Below are 17,048 nucleotides of genomic sequence, written 5' to 3'. Positions count from 1 at the left end.
TATTGTTATAGCTGTAAACTCTACTAGCTCACCTTCTTATAAGTACCGCTCCCTGATATAGTACCCATCCTCAAATTAATCCTATTTTTCCCTGTCTGGGCACGTCCCCAGGCACTCGGTGAGCGGAACTATGACCACGTACAACCTGACCCATCTGAAACAGCTGGAAGCTGAAAGCATCCACATCATCCGGGAGGTCGCCGCGGAGTTTGATAACCCCGTGATGCTCTACTCCATCGGCAAGGATTCCGCGGTCATGCTGCACCTGGCCCGCAAGGCATTCTACCCGGGTAAACCGCCGTTTCCCCTGATGCATGTGGACACCACCTGGAAATTCAAAGAGATGATTGAGTTCCGGGACCGCAAGGCGAAGGAATATGGCCTCGACCTGATCGTCCATATCAATGAAGAAGGTGTTAAGCAGGGCGTGGGGCCGTTTACCCATGGCAGCGCCAAACACACCGATATCATGAAAACCCAGTCCCTCAAGCAGGCCCTGGACAAGTACAAGTTTGACGCCGCCTTCGGCGGTGCCCGCCGGGACGAGGAAAAGTCCCGCGCCAAGGAGCGGGTCTACTCCTTCCGGGACGAATACCATCGCTGGGACCCGAAGAACCAGCGCCCGGAGCTGTGGAACATCTACAACGGCAAGATCAACAAGGGTGAGAGCATCCGGGTGTTCCCCCTGTCCAACTGGACCGAGCTGGATATCTGGCAGTACATCTACCTCGAAAATATCGAGATCGTTCCGCTCTACTATGCCGCCAAGCGCCCGGTTGTCGAGCGGGATGGTACCCTGATTATGGTCGACGACGACCGCATGCCCCTCAAGGAAGGCGAGAAGCCCGAGATGAAATCCGTGCGCTTCCGCACCCTGGGCTGCTACCCGCTGACCGGCGCCATTGAGTCCGAGGCAGACACCCTGCCGGAGATCATCCAGGAAATGCTGCTGGCCACCAGCTCCGAGCGCCAGGGCCGCGTGATTGACCACGATTCAGCCGGGTCCATGGAACAGAAGAAGCGGGAAGGGTATTTCTAAGATGTCACACCAGTCAGATCTGATTGCAGAAGATATTCAGGCCTACCTGAAACAGCACGAGAACAAGGAGCTGCTGCGCCTGCTCACCTGCGGCAGCGTGGACGACGGCAAGAGCACCCTGATCGGGCGCCTGCTCCACGACACCAAGATGATCTACGAAGATCACATGGCCAGCCTGAAGAGCGACAGCGCCAAGATGGGCACCACCGGCGAGAAGCTGGACCTGGCCCTGCTGGTGGACGGCCTGCAGGCGGAGCGGGAACAGGGCATCACCATTGATGTGGCCTATCGCTACTTCTCCACCGACAAGCGCAAGTTCATCATTGCCGACACCCCGGGCCACGAGCAGTACACCCGCAACATGGCCACCGGTGCGTCCACGGCACAACTGGCGATCCTGATGATCGACGCCCGTCACGGCGTGCTGACCCAGACCCGCCGGCACTCTTTCATCGCCTCCCTCCAGGGCATTCGCCATATCGTGGTGGCGGTGAACAAGATGGACCTGGTGGACTTCAGCGAGGAACGGTTCAACGAGATCAAGGAAGACTATCTGGCCTTCGCCGCCAAGCTGGGCCTGAAGGACATCCGTTTCGTGCCCATCTCCGCGCTGGAAGGCGACAACGTGGTGAACAGGAGCGAGAGCACGCCCTGGTTTACCGGCCAGCCGCTGATGGAAATCCTGGAAACCGTGGAAGTCTCCCGGGACAAGAACCTGGAGCATTTCCGCTTCCCGGTACAGTACGTCAACCGCCCCAACCTCAACTTCCGGGGCTTCTGCGGCACTATCGCCTCCGGCGTGGTACGTCCGGGTGATGCGGTGATGGCCCTGCCATCCCGTCGCACCAGCACCGTCAAGGAAGTCGTCACCTTCGACGGCAACCTTGAGGAAGCGTACATCGATCAGGCCGTGACCCTGACCCTGAACGACGAGATCGATATCAGCCGGGGCGACATGCTGGTCAAGGTGGATGATGAGCCGGAGGTGGGCAACCGCTTCACCGCCAACATTGTCTGGATGACCGACGCCCCGCTGGAAACCGGTCGTCTCTATGACATCAAGCTGGGGCCCACCTTCACCTCCGGCACGGTGAAGAAGATTCACCACCAGACCGACGTGAACACCCTGGAACAGAAGGCCAACCCCAGCCAGCTCGCGCTGAATGAAATTGGCCTCTGTGAACTGACCCTGAGCCAGCCCATCGCGTTTGACGCCTACCCGCGCAACCACGCCACCGGAAGCTTTATCGTCATCGACCGGCTGACCAACGTCACCGTCGGCGCCGGCATGGTGGCCGGCACAGCAGGCAAGGTGGAGTCGCTCGATCCGGTGACTGCCGAAGAGCGTGAGCGCCGCCTGGCCCAGAAACCGGCCATCGTGGCCTGCAACGGTCGTAAGGCGGAAGACCTGGCCATTGCCGTGGAGCGGGCCCTGTTCGACCAGGGCAAGACCTCGGTCGTGCTCACCGAGGAGAACGCCGGCTCCGCCGATGATCGCCGTCGCGCGGCGCAACTGCTGGCCGCCCACGGCCTGATCGCCGTTACCGTCAATCTCGGCTCCGACGTGGCCTCCGCCAGCGTCACTGCGGATAGCGAGGACGCCATTCCCGACGCGGTGAACGAGCTGATCCAGGGCCTGGTCCGGGACAAGCGCGTCTAATACGGACTGCCATCCCTGTCGCAACAGCCCCGGCTTTTCACGAAGCCGGGGCTGTTTGCGTTTATACCGGTGTCACCCCGTGCCCGACCATGGCAAAATCGGGCCCTGTTCCATTTTACCCATCCATCAGGATTCATTCGTCTATGGCCATCAAGCAACTCCGAACCGCCTTTGCCAGCCAGTACCAACCCGGCCAGCCCGCCCGCCTGCAATCCGGAGAGCCCCTGCAGGAACCCGGTGGCGACTACGAGATGCTCCACAAGCAGATGAAGCGGCTGTTCAACAGCAAGCCCGGCAAGAAATACGGTCGTTTCTCCGAGGATATCGGCGAAAGCCCCTTCAGCGCCTGGCTGAAGGACTACATGGAAGAGAAGCAGACCTTCGCCTCACTTACCGACCGCCTGTTCGGCCAGTTCCAGGAACTGCTCAACGGCGCCCAGGAAGAATTTGCCGGCCACCTGATGCTGGTCCACGAGGCCCTGGCGGATGGCGAAGTAGTCTATCTGCTGGTACTGGAATCCGACAGCGCCATGCGCTTCGACAACAACCAGGCCCTGGACGCCACCGACGTACTGAGCCTGTCAAGGCTGAACCTGGCGGTGCGCATCGAACTGGATGACTGGCTGGGTAACAACGCCGGGGAAAACTACCTGACCCTGGTCCACGGCCGTGGCACCGGGGAAGGCGGTGACCTGTTTATCCGCCTGTGCGGCTTCACCAACCAGGTCGATGTTGAAAAGGAAACCGTCACCTTCCTGGACGCCGTGGAAGCCTTCGCCAAGTCCTCGGAACCGGAGAAAGCCGGCGAGGTACGGGCCAAAGCCTACGAATTCTGCAAGGAACAGCATGCCCTGGGTGAGCCGGTAGCCATCGATGCCCTGTCCGGCTATCTGGACGAGAGCCAGCCCGAACGCTTCCGGGAGTTCGCCTCACAGAATGCCGAAGTACCCGAGAGTGGCGTACTGCACCCGGACCACCGCAAGGTCAAGAAACTGGTCCGCATCGCCGGCTCGGGCGGCGGCATGAGCCTGTCCTTCTCCTCCGACCTGGTCAACCAGGCGGTCTACTACGACCGGGACAAGGACGCCCTCACCATCACCCGACTGCCCAAGGCCCTGCGGGAGCAGTTGCAGCGGTATCTGGAAGGGCGCGATAGCGAGTGAAGGTGTCGTGAACCCGTTCGGCATCTGATGCATACGATGGGTACACACTCATGAGCACGGACAAAACCATGGACAACGTCGACCGCATGACCAGTCTTGAGAAGATCAGAGCCATGGAACAGCTCTGGGACGCCTTGACCCGCGACAGTGAGCTGCCTGCTTCACCCCAATGGCACGGTGAAGAACTACAGCACAGAACTTCCCGGATTCAGGAAAACCAGGTGAACTACCTGAGTCTTGACCAGACGAAGGGCGTGTCAGTCGCTGATCAAATCCGGATGCCGCTGCCTGCGAACTTCATTCATCCACCCCACCCCATCAATTAACTCACCGGTTTCCGGATCAATGGGCGGGTACGGCAGGTTGCGGTCATCGCAGTAGCGCTTGACGGTGGGCTGGCACCACTGGAACAGCAGGCGCCTATACTCGTCGTCCGGCAGGCGGCGCTGGTCGAACAGACCGGCGAGTTTGCGCTGGCGCTGGGCCTCGGACAGGATGATGGCGCAGGCGGATGACACGTTCAGGGACTCGACCATCCCCATCATGGGGATGACAATGTGCTCGTCCGCATGGTCCGAGGCGCTGGCGCTGACGCCGTCTACCTCGTTGCCCATGATCACCGTGCAGGGCACCGTATAGTCCACCTCACGATAGTCCACCGCCCGGTCTGACAGTTGTGCCGCGTATAGCTTGTGGCCACTGGCTTTCAGGCTCGCTACCGCGTCATCCATGGTGGGATGGGTGTGGGTGCGCACCCAGTTATAGCTGCCGCCGGCGGTCTTGCGGAACGCCCGGAAGCCCTCCTTTGGCCACACCACGTGCATATTGGCCAGGCCAAAGGCATCGCAGGAGCGAATAATGGCGGACAGGTTGCGGGGCTTGTGGACCTGGTCGGTCAGCACGCTGATGTCGGGCTGACGAGTGTCCAGGACGTGCTTGATTCGGGCAAGGCGTTCAGGAGTCATATCAGGTTCATTAACTGCTTTCGGTAGTGGCGAGTGCCGAAGAGCCAGGCATTTTACCACAATCGGCTACCAACTAACCGAGACAACGGTGGTTGATGATTAGCCACACCGTTATAATACCCGGTCCAGTTCTGCCAGCGTCCGCAGGCGCCGAATTCACCACGTTAGTTGAGACCCATGGCCAAGAAGCTATTTATCAAGACCCACGGCTGCCAGATGAACGAGTACGACTCCGCCCGTATGGCGGACCTGCTCAAGACCGGCGAAGCGGTGGAAATGACCGATACGGCGGAAGACGCCGACATCCTGCTGCTGAACACCTGCTCCATCCGCGAGAAGGCCCAGGAGAAGGTCTTCCACCAGCTCGGCCGCTGGAAGAGTCTCAAGAAGCACAAGCCCGAGCTGATCATCGGCGTGGGTGGCTGCGTTGCCAGCCAGGAAGGCCAGGCCATCATCGATCGTGCCCCCTACGTGGACATGGTGTTCGGCCCCCAGACCCTGCACCGCCTGCCGGACATGATCACCGAGATCAAGACCAAGGGTAACGGCGTCGGCGTGGTGGACGTCAGCTTCCCGGAAATCGAGAAGTTCGACAACCTGCCGGAGCCTGGCGCCGACGGCCCCTCCGCCTTCGTCTCCATCATGGAAGGCTGCAGCAAATACTGCACCTTCTGCGTGGTGCCCTACACCCGGGGCGAGGAAGTCAGCCGCCCGGTGGACGACGTCATCGTGGAAGTGGCCCACCTGGCCAGCCAGGGCGTGCGCGAGGTCAACCTGCTGGGCCAGAACGTCAACGCCTACCGGGGCGACACCCACGACGGTGATGTCATGGACCTGGCGGAACTGATCGAGGTTATTGCCACCATCGACGGTATCGACCGCATCCGCTACACCACCTCACACCCGGTGGAATTCACCGACGCCATGATCGACGTCTACGAAAAGGTACCGGAACTGGTCAGCCACCTCCATCTGCCGGTCCAGAGCGGTTCCGACCGCATCCTGGCAGCCATGAAGCGTGGCCATACGGCCCTGGAGTACAAATCCAAGCTCCGTCGCCTGCGCAGGATCCGCCCGGAGATCAGCTTCTCGTCCGACTTTATCATCGGCTTCCCGGGTGAAACCGAAAAGGACTTCGAAGACACCATGAAGCTGATCAACGACATCGGTTTCGACGTTTCCTTCAGCTTCGTCTACAGCGCCCGCCCCGGCACTCCGGCCTCCGACCTGCCGGACGACACCCCCATGGACGTCAAGAAACAGCGCCTGGCCATCCTGCAGGAGCGCATCAACCAGCAGGCCATGGACATCAGCCGCAAGATGGTGGGCAGCACCCAGCGTATCCTGGTCACCGGCCTGTCCAAGAAAGACCCCGGCGAATACGCCGGCCGTACCGAGAACAACCGCATCGTCAACTTCCGCCACGACAATCCCGAGGTGGTTGGTAACTTTATTGATGTGGAAATCAAGGAAGCTTTACCGAACTCCCTGAGGGGTATACCGGTCAACGACGAACTATACTGAGGGCTGACTCCAGCACCCTCTCCCGTGGCCCAACCCCCAAAACCAGAACAGAGGAAAGATTGACTACCACCACCGAAGCCCGACAATTCGATCTGAGCCCCGCCGACCAACGCCGGCTCGCCGTCCTGTGCGGCCAGTTCGATGAGCACCTCAAGCACATCGAACGCCGCATGGACGTCCGCATCGGCCGCCGTGGCCACCACTTCCGCATCGAAGGCCAGCCGGAGAACGCCACCGCCGCCACCGAAGTCATCCGCCACCTGTATCGGGAAACCGAAGCCACCGACGACATCAGCCCGGAAACCGTCCACCTGTTCATCCGGGAATCCGGCTTCGAGCGCCTTCCCGAAGCCTCCGAGTGGGACGGCAACCAGATCGTCATCAAGACCCCGAAACTGCAGGCCCGGCCCCGGGGCAAGAACCAGCAGAAGTACGTCCACAACATCCGCAACCACGACGTCAACTTCGGCATTGGCCCCGCCGGCACCGGCAAGACCTGGCTGGCCGTGGCCTGCGCCGTGGAAGCCCTGAAGGACGAACAGGTCAAACGCATCCTGCTGGTCCGCCCGGCGGTGGAGGCCGGCGAAAAACTTGGCTTCCTGCCCGGCGACCTGGCCCAGAAGGTAGACCCCTACCTGCGTCCGCTCTACGACGCCCTCTACGAAATGCTGGGCTTCGACCAGGTGACCCGCCTGATCGAGAAGAGCGTGATCGAAATCGCCCCCCTGGCCTTCATGCGCGGACGGACGCTTAATAATTCCTTCATCATTCTCGACGAGAGTCAGAATACTACCCGGGAACAGATGAAAATGTTCCTGACCCGGATCGGCTTCGGCTCCACCGCGGTGATCACCGGCGACACCACCCAGGTGGACCTGCCCCGGGGGCAGAACTCCGGCCTGATCCATGCCGCCAGCGTGCTGGGCAAGGTGTCGGGTATCGGCTTCACCCGCTTCGAGTCCGGCGACGTGGTCCGCCATCCGCTGGTGCAGCGGATTGTGGAAGCCTACGACAGCTTCAACGAAGACGACCCGGTATGAGCGAACTGACGGTCGACATCCAACGGGTCATCGATAGCGGTGAACTGCCCGGAGACGACCAGTTGACCCGCTGGGCCCGGGCCGGCTGGCAACAGGCCCATGATTCGGAAGTCACCCTGCGCCTGGTGGACGAGTCGGAGAGTCAGGCCCTGAACCACCAGTATCGTGGCAAGGACCGGCCCACCAACGTGCTGTCCTTCCCATTTGAGGCGCCAGCCGGTATAACAGTCCCTCTGGCCGGAGATCTGGTGATCTGCGCGCCGGTGGTGGCCCGGGAGGCCGCCGAACAGGACAAGACACCAGAGGCACACTGGGCCCATATGGTCATCCATGGCCTGTTGCATCTTCAGGGTTACGACCATATTGAAGATGACGAGGCCGAGGCTATGGAAGCCCTGGAAATCCGGTTGCTGGCCGACCTTGGCTACGGCAACCCCTATGAGACAGAGGAATCGGAACCACACTCATGAGCGACGATCAGTCGAGTCGCGGCCAGGACCGAAAATCCTGGCTGGAGCGAATATCCCAGGCTTTCTCCAGCGAGCCTGAGTCCGTCGAGGACGTGCTGGAGATCCTTCGCGACGCCGAAGAACACAACATTATCGACACCGATGCCATGAGCATCATCGAAGGCGCCATGCAGGTCATCGACATGCGCGTCGACGAAATCATGATTCCCCGCTCCCAGATGGTGACCGTCAAGGCCTCCCAGGAGCCCAAGGCCTTCCTGCAGGAAATCATCGACTCCGCCCACAGCCGGTTCCCGGTGATCGGCGACAGCCAGGACGACGTTACCGGCGTGTTGCTGGCCAAGGACCTGCTACCCCTGGCGCTCAATAACGACCTCAACTGGAACCGCATCCGCGAGATCCTGCGTCCACCCACCTTTGTGCCCGAGAGCAAGCGCCTCAACCAGCTGCTCAAGGAGTTCAAGGAAAACCGCAACCACATGGCCATCGTGGTGGACGAGTACGGCGGCACTGCCGGCCTGATCACCATTGAGGACGTGCTGGAACAGATTGTCGGCGAGATTGAGGACGAACACGATTTCGACGAGGAAACCAATATCAAGCCCCACGGCGATGGTTCCTGGGCGGTGAAAGCGGTGACCTCCGTGGAAGACTTCAACGAGTTCTTCGGGACCGAAATGGACCAGCAGGAGTTCGATACCATTGGCGGCATCGTGCTCAAGGAGTTCGGCCACCTGCCACGCCGGGGCGAAGCCACCAGCTTCCACGGCTTCACCTTCACTATCGCCAACGCCGACAACCGCGTGATCCGGTTACTGCAGGTGACACGGGACGATGCTGAGTAACCCCCTGGCCAGGACACCACGCTGGCTCAACGGTCTGATTCTGCTACTGGCAGGGGCGCTGCAGACACTCACCTTTTCCCCCTGGGACTGGTGGTGGTTCGGCCCCCTGTCCACCGCCCTGATCGTGTTCGCCGCCCTGCCCCTGGCTGCCCGCCACCTGTTCCTGGCCGGCTGGCTGACCGGGCTGGGGCTGTTTGCGTCCGGGGTGACCTGGATTTACATCAGCATCAGCGAGTACGGTAATACATCGACCCCCATCGCCATCACACTGATGGCGCTGTTCGTCGCCGGCCTGGCGCTGGTACACGGGCTGGCGTTCTGGTTCTGGGGCAAACTGGCGAAGGACACCCCGGTACGTCGCCTGATCCTGTTTCCGGCGGTGTGGGTGCTGGCGGACTGGGTTCGTGGCTGGCTGCTGACGGGTTTCCCCTGGCTGTACCTGGGGACCGCCCAGGTGGATGGCCCGCTGGCGGGCTGGGCACCGGTTACTGGCGTCCACGGCATCACCCTGATGGTCACCGCCACCGGCGCAGCCCTGTATGCCCTTTACGGGCTGGTCCGCGCCAGGCGGGTAACACAGGCGGCGATCCTTGGTGCCTGCACTCTCGCCATCTGGCTCGCCGGCCCGGCCCTGAATCGTATCCCGTGGACCCAGGTGTCCGATGACACCCTGAGCTTCGCCACCATGCAGGGCAATATTCCCCAGCAGATCAAGTGGGACCCGGATTTCCTGCGGGATCAGCTGGTGATCTACCTGGGGCTCACCGAGGACGACTGGAACCGGGATATCATCCTGTGGCCGGAAACCGCGATCCCCATCACCCAGGACCAGGCCGGCCCGATCATCGAGCATATTCAATCCAAACTCGGTGAAGGCAGTACGCTGATCAGCGGCATCCCCTGGTACACCTACAGTGCCGCGCGGGAGGACTACACCTTCCATAATTCCATTATGGCCATTGGCGCCCAGGACGGCGGGGTCTACCACAAGCAGAAACTGGTGCCGTTCGGGGAGTATGTTCCCCTGGAACAGTGGTTGCGTGGCGTTATCGGCTTCTTCGACCTGCCCATGTCCAGCTTCAGCCGCGGTCCGGAATACCAGGACCCACTGGTGGCCGGCGACGCCAGGCTCACGCCAGCCATCTGTTACGAGGTGGCCTATGCGGATTTCGTCGCCATGAACGCCCGTCGGGGCAACGTGCTGGTAACCATCAGTAACGACGGCTGGTTCGGCGACTCCATCGGCCCCCACCAGCACCTGCAGATGGCCCGGATGCGGGCACTGGAAACCGGACGCTACATGCTGCGGGGCACCAACAACGGGGTAACGGCGGTGATCGACGAGAAAGGACAGATAGCCGGGCAGATTCCCCAGTTCGAGCGCGCGGTCATGGATGGCGAGATCCGCACCGCCAGTGGCAACACACCGTTCATGCTGACCGGCTCCTGGCCGGTGCTGACGCTGGTAGCGATACTGATCGTGTTTGTGCGGGAGCGGGTGATTCCCAAGCCCTGATGCCCCCCCTTGCCCTGTCTGACTCCCCAGGAATGGTGAACGCAGGCTGTAGCCCTTCTCCCCTGGAGGGAGAGGGGGAGAAGTTAACTCCTAAGTCCGATCTCAGGCGCCCTTCGGGCGCTCCCCCTCTCCCTGGCCCTCTCCCTCAAGAGGAGAGGGAAGGTTTAACGCGAACTCAGTGTAGACCCTCTCCAGGGAATGGTTAACGTGAGGTCTGTGCAGAGCAGGGCTCCAGGTAATCAATCAGCAATTGCAGGCTGGTACGCCCCCGGAAGGTATTGGCATCCGGCTTGTAGACCACCCGGGCACCGCTGCGTGTATAGTCGGGTACTTCCGGCCCGGTATTGAAGGCGATGCCATCCACCGCCTCACGGCCATCCACCGGTTGCAGCACCAGCTTCAGGTGGTTCTCCCCCACAATGCGCTGGCTGATCACCCGGAACTCGCCGTCGAACATGGGTTCCGGAAAGTGTTGCCCCCAGGGTCCCGCACGCTTCAGCAGGTGGGCCGTTTCGAGGCATAGCTCCTCGGGGCTTAGCGGCCCGTCGGTGATCACCGCCGCCTCCAGGTCCGCTTCCGTCAGGGAATCCCTCACCGCCTCGTCGAAGGCCTGGCTGAAGCGTTCCAGGTCGTCGCCAGCGATGGTCATGCCAGCGGCCATGGCATGGCCCCCAAACTTCTTCAGCAGCCCCGGGTGACGGGTATCCACCACCGCCAGGGCATCGCGGATATGCAGGCCGGGAATGGACCGGGCCGATCCCTTGATATGCTCACCGTCGTCGTCCGGGGCAAAGGCGATGGTAGGCCGGTGGGTCTGCTCGCGGATACGGGCCGCCAGGATACCGATCACGCCCTGGTGCCAATCCGGATCGAACAGGGCCAGCCCCCAGGGCAGCCCCTCGATGTCCAGTGACATGGACGCCAGCAGGTCCTGGGCCTGGGCCTTCATGTCCTTTTCGATGGAGCGACGCTCCCGGTTGAAGGTATCCAGTTCCCGGGCCAGTCGCCGGGCCTCATCCGGATCATCCGCCAGCAGGCAGGCGATACCGATACTCATGTCGTCGAGACGGCCGGCGGCATTCAGGCGCGGCCCCAGCACAAAGCCCAGGTCGGTGGAGCTGATGGCGGTGTGATCACGGCCTGCCACCTCCAGCAGCGCCAGGATACCGGGCCGGGCCAGGCCCTGCCGGATGCGGCGCAGGCCCTGTTCCACGAAGATGCGGTTGTTGTGGTCCAGGGGCACCACGTCCGCCACCGTACCCAGGGCCACCAGGTCCAGCAGGTTGCCCAGGTTGGGCTCCGGCTGCGGCAGCCTGCCCTGTTCCCGCAGGTGTTTGCGCAGGGCTGTGAGCACATAGAACATCACCCCCACCCCGGCGGCGTGCTTGCTCAGGAATGGGCACCCCGGCTGGTTGGGGTTCACGATGGCATTGGCGTCCGGCAAGGTGTCACCGGCCAGGTGATGATCGGTGACCACCACTTGCATGCCTGCCTCCCGGGCGGCCCGCACGCCTTCGTGGGCGGAAATACCATTGTCCACGGTCACCAGGAGGTCAGGCGTCTCACCCTCCTCCACCAACCGGTGAATAATCCCCGGCGTAAGCCCGTAACCATCGGCAAAACGACTCGGTACGCGGAAATCGATCTGGCCCAGCCCGAGCATCGACAGTCCAAGCATGGCCACTGCCGTACTGGTGGCGCCGTCGGCATCGAAGTCCCCCAGGATCAGCACTTTCTGCTGCTGCCCGATGGCGTCGGCCAGCAGTTCCACGGCACGGTCGATGCCCTGTAACTGCATGGGCGACGCCAGGTGCTTGAGGGTATAGGCCAGTTCGGCATCGGAGGACACCCCCCGGGCCGCATAGAGCCGGCGTAACAGGGGCGGCAGGTCACTGCCCCAGTCCGGATCAGTGTCCGGGCCGGGGCGACGCAGGATCTTCTTGGGAGTCATAGACACTCAACGGTGCCCGGGAAGGCAGCCCTTCCCGGGATCATCAGGCGAACTTCCAGTGCTTGGCCATGAAATCCTGGACGGAAGTCAGGTTGTTCTCCAGCACCGTGTAACGTTCTTCCCGCTCGAACAGGTCGGCCATATGGGCCGGCAGTTGCGGCTTCACGGAGAGCCCGGCCTGGGCGATGGCATCCGGGAACTTGGCCGGATGGGCGGTGCCCAGGGTAATCATGGGAACACTCTGGTCACGGCGACAGGTCCTGGCGGCCGTGACACCAATGGCCGTGTGGGGATCCAGCAGGTATTCGTTGTCGTCATAGACCTGGCGGATCGTCTCACAGGTGGTCCTGTCGTCCACCGCATCACTGTCAAACAGCTTGCGGGCATGACGCCAGCGGTAGTCCTCTATGCTGACCGGCCCCTTGGCGGCGTTCTCCAGCAGCAGTTTGACGGCGGCACCGTCACGCCCGTGCAGGTCGAACAGCAGACGCTCGAAGTTGCTGGATACCATGATATCCATGCTCGGCGACAGGGTATGCTCCAGCTTGTGCTGTTCGTACCGGTTGCCGCTCATGAAGCGGTGGAGGATATCGTTGCGGTTGGTGGCGATCACCAGTTGGGAGATGGGCAGGCCCATCTTCTTCGCCAGGTAGCCGGCAAAGATGTCACCAAAGTTGCCGGTGGGCACCGAGAACGCCATGGAACGGTCGGGACCACCCAGGGACAGGGACGCCTGGAAGTAGTAGACGATCTGGGCCATGATCCGCGCCCAGTTGATGGAGTTGACCGCCGCCAGCCGGGCCTTGCCCCCCAGGAAGGACTGGTCGCCGAAGCTGGCCTTTACCATGCGTTGGCAGTCGTCGAAGTTGCCCTTCACGGCAATGTTGTGGATGTTATCCCCCGGCACCGTGGTCATCTGCCGGCGCTGGACTTCCGACACCCGCTCGTGGGGATGCAGGATGAAGATATCCACATGCTCACAGCGACGGCAGCCCTCGATAGCGGCGGAACCGGTATCGCCGGAGGTGGCCCCCATGATCACCGCGTGCTCGCCGCGCTTCTCCAGCACATAGTCCAGCAGGCGACCCAATAGTTGCAGGGCGAAATCCTTGAACGCCAGGGTCGGGCCACGGAACAGCTCCAGCACCCATTCGTTGGCATCCAGCTGCACCAGCGGCGCGATCGCCTTGTGGGCGAACACGTCGTAGGTGTCTTCCAGCATCCGTCGGAAATCGGCTTCCGGAATGGCGTCGTCCACAAACGGGTACATGATGTTGAAGGCCAGTTCGCTGTAGGACAGCCCGCGCCAGCTACGGATTTCCTCCAGGCTGAAATGGGGCAGCGATTCCGGCACATAGAGCCCGCCATCGGTCGCCAGACCGGTCAGCAGAACGTCCTCGAAGCCCAGGGCGGGGGCTTCGCCCCGTGTACTGATGTATCTCACGTGCGTACCTGTCAGTTGAAGTTTTCAGCGCGGATGCGAACCACCTGGTCGTCCACCTCATCCAGGGCTTCCAGCTCTTCAATCGCCTGGTTGACCTGACGCTCCTGGACCGTGTGGGTCAGGATAATCACCGGAATCCGGCCATCCTGAACCTCGGACTCCTTCTGCATGATGGACTCAATATTGATGCCGTGCTCACTGAGGATGGAGGCCACCTTGGCCAGCACACCCGGACGATCCAGGGCCTGGATGCGCAGGTAGTAGGCAGACTGGGTGAATTCCATGGGAAGCACCTCCAGGTCCTCGATGGCCTCCGGCGCAAAGCCCAGGTATGGCACGCGACCTTCACCGCCGCCCTGTATGGCACGGGCCACATCCACGATATCGGCGATAACGGCGGAGGCCGTGGCCTCGTCACCGGCGCCCGGACCGTAGTACATGGTCTGGCCCACGGCGTCGCCGTCCACCAGCACGGCGTTCAGCACGCCATCCACCTGGGCAATCAGGTGACTCTGGGGGACCAGGGTGGGATGCACCCGCAGCTCGATACCGCCCTCACGGCGGCGGGCAATACCCAGGTGCTTGACCCGATAGCCCAGCAGTTCGGCATGGGCAATGTCGTAGGGAGTCAGGCGGGAGATGCCTTCGGTGTAGGCACGGTCGAACTGGAGCGGTACGCCGAAGCTGGCAGAGGCCATGATGGTGAGCTTGTGGGCGGCATCGACCCCTTCCACATCAAAGGTGGGATCGGCCTCAGCGTAGCCCAGGTCCTGGGCTTCCTGCAGTACCTCGTTGAAGGCACGGCCCTTGCGCATCTCGGTAAGGATGTAGTTGCCGGTACCATTGATGATGCCCGCCAGCCAGTCGATACGGTTGGCCGCCATACCCTCGCGAATGGCCTTGATCACGGGAATGCCACCGGCCACGCCAGCCTCGTAGGCAACCACCACGCCGGCCCTGTCGGCGGCCTCGAAGATTTCGTTGCCGTGCACGGCGATCAGTGCCTTGTTGGCGGTGACCACGTGCTTGCCCCGGGCAATGGCCGCCAGGACCAGTTCCCGCGCCGCTTCGTAGCCGCCGATCAGCTCGACCACCACATCCACGTCAGGGTCATTGACCACATCCATGATATCGGTGCTGAAGGGAATTTCCCCCAGGTCGATATCATCCCGCCAGGTACGGGTGGCCACCCGCACTGTGCGGATGTTGCAACCGGCACGACCGGAAATCAGGCTGGCGTTCCGGGCCAGCACATTGAATGTTCCGCCACCGACGGTTCCTAGTCCGCAGATTCCGACCCTGACTTCTTTCAAGCTTCCACCTCAATGCCCGATGAATGAATAGCGGGCATAGTATACCGATTAGCAGGGCTCAGAACAGCATCAGCCGTGCCATTACCGGTGGACGCTCACATAAGGCCCAGACCCTCAGCCAGCTTGTCCGCCGGCACGTAGCCGTTGATCATCTTGCCATCCTCCAGCACGATTGCCGGGGTGCCGGAAACGCCAACCAGCCCCCCCAACTGGAACTGCTCCCCCACCGGGTTGTCGCAGGACGCCTGGGGCACCGTTTCGCCGGCCTTGGCCTGATCCATGGCCGCCTGCTGGTCCTCGGCACACCATACCGACTCGTACTTGCGGAACGACGGGGTACCAGGGCCGGAACGGGGGTAGGCGTAGTAGTTGACCGTAATGCCCAGCTCGTTGAGGCGATCCATCTCGTCATGCAGCTTGCGGCAGTACGGGCAGTCAATGTCGGTAAACACCCCGATCACCGCCTTCTCTTCACCCTCGGCCCGGTAGGTGATCAGTTCCTCGTGGTCGTATCCGGAGATCACCCTGGCCCTCTCAACGGACCGGGTCTGCTCGGTGACATTCACCACACCCTTGTCGGTAAGCTGCAGCATCTCACCGGCAATAATGTACTCGCCGTCTTCCGTGGCGTAGATCATGCTGCGGTTGTTGGTCCGGACCTCGTACAGACCAGGCACCGCCGACTCCGTCACGCCGTGCACCTGCAAACCCGGCACGGTCTCCCCCAGCCGCTGGGTGATAACGTCCTCGGCGCTTTCAGCGTGGGCCGTGGGCGCAATGGCGGTCAGGCCCAGCACCAGGCCTGCGGCCAGGGCAATTGATGATGGAAGGGGGAAAAAACGGAAGAACGAAAGGCTCATGGATCATCCTGCGTACTGGGTAAATGAAGTCAATGCCGGGCAATCAGCAACACCGCCATTGTGGCTGCATCCCTGCCGGAAGTCGTGTCACCTTCAAGCCATCCAGGCCAAGCCATTCCGACAACCACCGGGGTCACAGTAAACCAAAGCGATGGTATCGAAGCAATTGCCCGACACCGGTAATGTGACTGGGACGAGGTGAAAAAGTTCAGTGGGCTACGACACCCGGACGCCGTGTTACCCACGCGGGTGATGGCTCTGGTGGAGATCCTGTAGCCGTTGCCGCGCCACATGGGTGTAGATCTGGGTGGTGGACAGGTCCGCATGCCCCAGCAGCATCTGCACCACCCGCAAGTCGGCGCCATGGTTCAGCAGATGGGTGGCAAAGGCATGGCGCAGGGTGTGCGGGGACAGTTTCTTGCGGATGCCGGCCCGCTGGGCGTAGTGCCGGATACGATACCAGAAGGCCTGCCGGGTCATGGCCGTGCCCCGGTTGCCGGGAAACAGATCATCGGACATCCGGCCCCGGAGCAGATCACCCCTGGCCTCGTTCATATAGCGCAGGAGCCAGTCCACCCCTTCTTCACCCACGGGAATCAGGCGCTCCTTGTCACCCTTGCCAATGACCCGGACCACACCCTGACGCAGGTTGACCTGATCCACCCGCAACGACACCAGCTCACTGACCCGCAGCCCACAGCCATAGAGGATTTCCAGCATGGCCCGATCCCTCAGTTCCAGACGCTCATCCTGCACCTGGTCCCCCAGGGGTTCGTCCAGCAACGCCTCCACATCCCCTTCGGACAGGGAATCCGGCAGCCGCCGGGACAGCCGGGGGCTTTCGATACGCAGAGTGGGATCCTCCGCGATCAGCTTCTCCCGCAGCAGGTAACGGTAGAAGCGCCTGATCCCCGACAGCCGCCGGGCGGCGGTGGCGTTCTTGCGCCCTTCCACAAACGCCGCAGATATCCAGCCCAGCAGGTCATCGCGCCTCGCCTGCTGCAGCAGTGGCGATCCAGGTCGCTCCGCCAGCCACTGGGACAGCTTGCGCAGGTCGCTGCCGTAGGCAGCCCGGGTCTTCTCCCCCAGACCGTCCTCCAGCCAGATCGCATCCAGAAACATCTGAAGCAGACGCTGGTCTTCATCCCTGACGGAGGTTTTCTCAGACCTGTTGGCCATGGTGTTCCACCTTCCTGCCGGAAAACCGGAGCCCGCAACGCAAAAAAGGGCAGCCAGAGCCGCCCTTTTCCGGAAACCG

Annotated in this window: 15 protein-coding genes; 9 read left to right on the top strand and 6 right to left on the bottom strand. The window is 62.0% G+C overall.

Features of this window, described 5'->3' with window-relative positions; translation table 11 throughout:
- Window positions 1-130: 130 nt before the first annotated feature.
- The 4 genes from cysD to ACJO2E_RS03050 all read left to right on the top strand — a co-directional run bounded on the left by cysD (window position 131) and on the right by ACJO2E_RS03050 (window position 4,188).
- Window positions 131-1,039: a sulfate adenylyltransferase subunit CysD gene (gene cysD / locus ACJO2E_RS03065; protein WP_406961716.1), complete on the top strand. Its 909-nt coding sequence runs from the start codon at window positions 131-133 to the stop codon at window positions 1,037-1,039.
- A 1-nt stretch (window position 1,040) separates the two neighbouring features.
- Entirely contained in the window at window positions 1,041-2,699 is a 1,659-nt protein-coding gene (gene cysN / locus ACJO2E_RS03060; protein ID WP_406961714.1) for a sulfate adenylyltransferase subunit CysN, read from the top strand.
- Window positions 2,700-2,842: 143 nt separating this feature from the next.
- A complete protein-coding gene (locus ACJO2E_RS03055; RefSeq protein WP_406961713.1) occupies window positions 2,843-3,862 on the top strand; it encodes a nucleoid-associated protein in 1,020 nt (339 codons plus the stop codon).
- A 50-nt stretch (window positions 3,863-3,912) separates the two neighbouring features.
- Window positions 3,913-4,188 (top strand): addiction module protein, encoded by a 276-nt coding sequence (locus ACJO2E_RS03050; protein WP_406961712.1) that lies wholly within the window; start codon window positions 3,913-3,915, stop codon window positions 4,186-4,188.
- Here ACJO2E_RS03050 and trmH read toward each other — a convergent pair.
- On the bottom strand, window positions 4,120-4,827 hold the full coding sequence (trmH, locus tag ACJO2E_RS03045) for a tRNA (guanosine(18)-2'-O)-methyltransferase TrmH (RefSeq protein ID WP_406961710.1): 708 nt from the start codon (window positions 4,825-4,827) through the stop codon (window positions 4,120-4,122). The two genes, ACJO2E_RS03050 and trmH, sit on opposite strands and share 69 nt — an antisense overlap.
- 177 nt (window positions 4,828-5,004) lie before the next feature.
- On the opposite strand from trmH, the gene miaB reads away from it, so the two are divergent.
- From miaB to lnt, 5 genes are read left to right on the top strand one after another with little or no spacing between them, the layout of a single operon-like run.
- Window positions 5,005-6,351 carry a tRNA (N6-isopentenyl adenosine(37)-C2)-methylthiotransferase MiaB gene (gene miaB, locus ACJO2E_RS03040; protein ID WP_406961708.1) on the top strand — a complete coding sequence of 449 codons (1,347 nt, stop codon included), beginning with the start codon at window positions 5,005-5,007 and terminating at the stop codon, window positions 6,349-6,351.
- Window positions 6,352-6,410: 59 nt separating this feature from the next.
- Window positions 6,411-7,391: a PhoH family protein gene (locus ACJO2E_RS03035; RefSeq protein WP_406961706.1), complete on the top strand. Its 981-nt coding sequence runs from the start codon at window positions 6,411-6,413 to the stop codon at window positions 7,389-7,391.
- Complete coding sequence (gene ybeY, locus ACJO2E_RS03030) at window positions 7,388-7,861, top strand: rRNA maturation RNase YbeY (protein WP_406961704.1); 474 nt, start codon at window positions 7,388-7,390, stop codon at window positions 7,859-7,861. The genes ACJO2E_RS03035 and ybeY overlap by 4 nt, the downstream gene beginning before the upstream one ends.
- Window positions 7,858-8,706, top strand: coding sequence for a CorC family transporter (locus ACJO2E_RS03025; RefSeq protein WP_406961702.1), 849 nt, complete (start codon window positions 7,858-7,860; stop codon window positions 8,704-8,706). Before ybeY ends, ACJO2E_RS03025 begins: the two co-directional genes overlap by 4 nt.
- Window positions 8,696-10,222 carry an apolipoprotein N-acyltransferase gene (gene lnt, locus ACJO2E_RS03020; RefSeq protein ID WP_406961700.1) on the top strand — a complete coding sequence of 509 codons (1,527 nt, stop codon included), beginning with the start codon at window positions 8,696-8,698 and terminating at the stop codon, window positions 10,220-10,222. The genes ACJO2E_RS03025 and lnt overlap by 11 nt, the downstream gene beginning before the upstream one ends.
- Window positions 10,223-10,424: 202 nt before the next feature.
- Here lnt and recJ read toward each other — a convergent pair whose 3' ends face one another.
- The 5 genes from recJ to xerD all read right to left on the bottom strand — a co-directional run bounded on the left by recJ (window position 10,425) and on the right by xerD (window position 16,969).
- Window positions 10,425-12,173 (bottom strand): single-stranded-DNA-specific exonuclease RecJ, encoded by a 1,749-nt coding sequence (gene recJ / locus ACJO2E_RS03015; protein ID WP_406961698.1) that lies wholly within the window; start codon window positions 12,171-12,173, stop codon window positions 10,425-10,427.
- A gap of 43 nt (window positions 12,174-12,216) precedes the next feature.
- Window positions 12,217-13,617 carry a threonine synthase gene (gene thrC, locus ACJO2E_RS03010; protein ID WP_406961696.1) on the bottom strand — a complete coding sequence of 467 codons (1,401 nt, stop codon included), beginning with the start codon at window positions 13,615-13,617 and terminating at the stop codon, window positions 12,217-12,219.
- 11 nt (window positions 13,618-13,628) lie between these two features.
- Window positions 13,629-14,930 (bottom strand): homoserine dehydrogenase, encoded by a 1,302-nt coding sequence (locus ACJO2E_RS03005; RefSeq protein ID WP_406961694.1) that lies wholly within the window; start codon window positions 14,928-14,930, stop codon window positions 13,629-13,631.
- Window positions 14,931-15,025: 95 nt separating this feature from the next.
- Window positions 15,026-15,790, bottom strand: a complete 765-nt coding sequence (locus tag ACJO2E_RS03000) for a thioredoxin fold domain-containing protein (RefSeq protein ID WP_406961692.1) — start codon at window positions 15,788-15,790, stop codon at window positions 15,026-15,028.
- Between the two features lie 237 nt (window positions 15,791-16,027).
- Window positions 16,028-16,969, bottom strand: a complete 942-nt coding sequence (xerD, locus tag ACJO2E_RS02995) for a site-specific tyrosine recombinase XerD (RefSeq protein WP_406961690.1) — start codon at window positions 16,967-16,969, stop codon at window positions 16,028-16,030.
- Between the last annotated feature and the right edge of the window lie 79 nt (window positions 16,970-17,048).

The sequence above is a fragment of the Marinobacter shunpengi genome (genome assembly GCF_045449695.1).
Classification (GTDB): Bacteria; Pseudomonadota; Gammaproteobacteria; order Pseudomonadales; family Oleiphilaceae; genus Marinobacter.
Note: the sequence above shows the minus strand (reverse complement) of the source record. Positions and strands in the feature narration are given on the sequence as shown.

What these genes read in the sequence shown, in the direction of transcription:
- ybeY (WP_406961704.1), top strand. Translation starts at nt 7,388, where the DNA reads ATGAGCGAACTGACGGTCGACATCCAACGGGTCATCGATAGCGGTGAA.
- xerD (WP_406961690.1), bottom strand. Translation starts at nt 16,969, where the DNA reads ATGGCCAACAGGTCTGAGAAAACCTCCGTCAGGGATGAAGACCAGCGT.
- ACJO2E_RS03055 (WP_406961713.1), top strand. Translation starts at nt 2,843, where the DNA reads ATGGCCATCAAGCAACTCCGAACCGCCTTTGCCAGCCAGTACCAACCC.
- lnt (WP_406961700.1), top strand. Translation starts at nt 8,696, where the DNA reads ATGCTGAGTAACCCCCTGGCCAGGACACCACGCTGGCTCAACGGTCTG.
- recJ (WP_406961698.1), bottom strand. Translation starts at nt 12,173, where the DNA reads ATGACTCCCAAGAAGATCCTGCGTCGCCCCGGCCCGGACACTGATCCG.
- cysD (WP_406961716.1), top strand. Translation starts at nt 131, where the DNA reads ATGACCACGTACAACCTGACCCATCTGAAACAGCTGGAAGCTGAAAGC.
- ACJO2E_RS03025 (WP_406961702.1), top strand. Translation starts at nt 7,858, where the DNA reads ATGAGCGACGATCAGTCGAGTCGCGGCCAGGACCGAAAATCCTGGCTG.
- trmH (WP_406961710.1), bottom strand. Translation starts at nt 4,827, where the DNA reads ATGACTCCTGAACGCCTTGCCCGAATCAAGCACGTCCTGGACACTCGT.
- ACJO2E_RS03050 (WP_406961712.1), top strand. Translation starts at nt 3,913, where the DNA reads ATGAGCACGGACAAAACCATGGACAACGTCGACCGCATGACCAGTCTT.
- miaB (WP_406961708.1), top strand. Translation starts at nt 5,005, where the DNA reads ATGGCCAAGAAGCTATTTATCAAGACCCACGGCTGCCAGATGAACGAG.
- ACJO2E_RS03000 (WP_406961692.1), bottom strand. Translation starts at nt 15,790, where the DNA reads ATGAGCCTTTCGTTCTTCCGTTTTTTCCCCCTTCCATCATCAATTGCC.
- cysN (WP_406961714.1), top strand. Translation starts at nt 1,041, where the DNA reads ATGTCACACCAGTCAGATCTGATTGCAGAAGATATTCAGGCCTACCTG.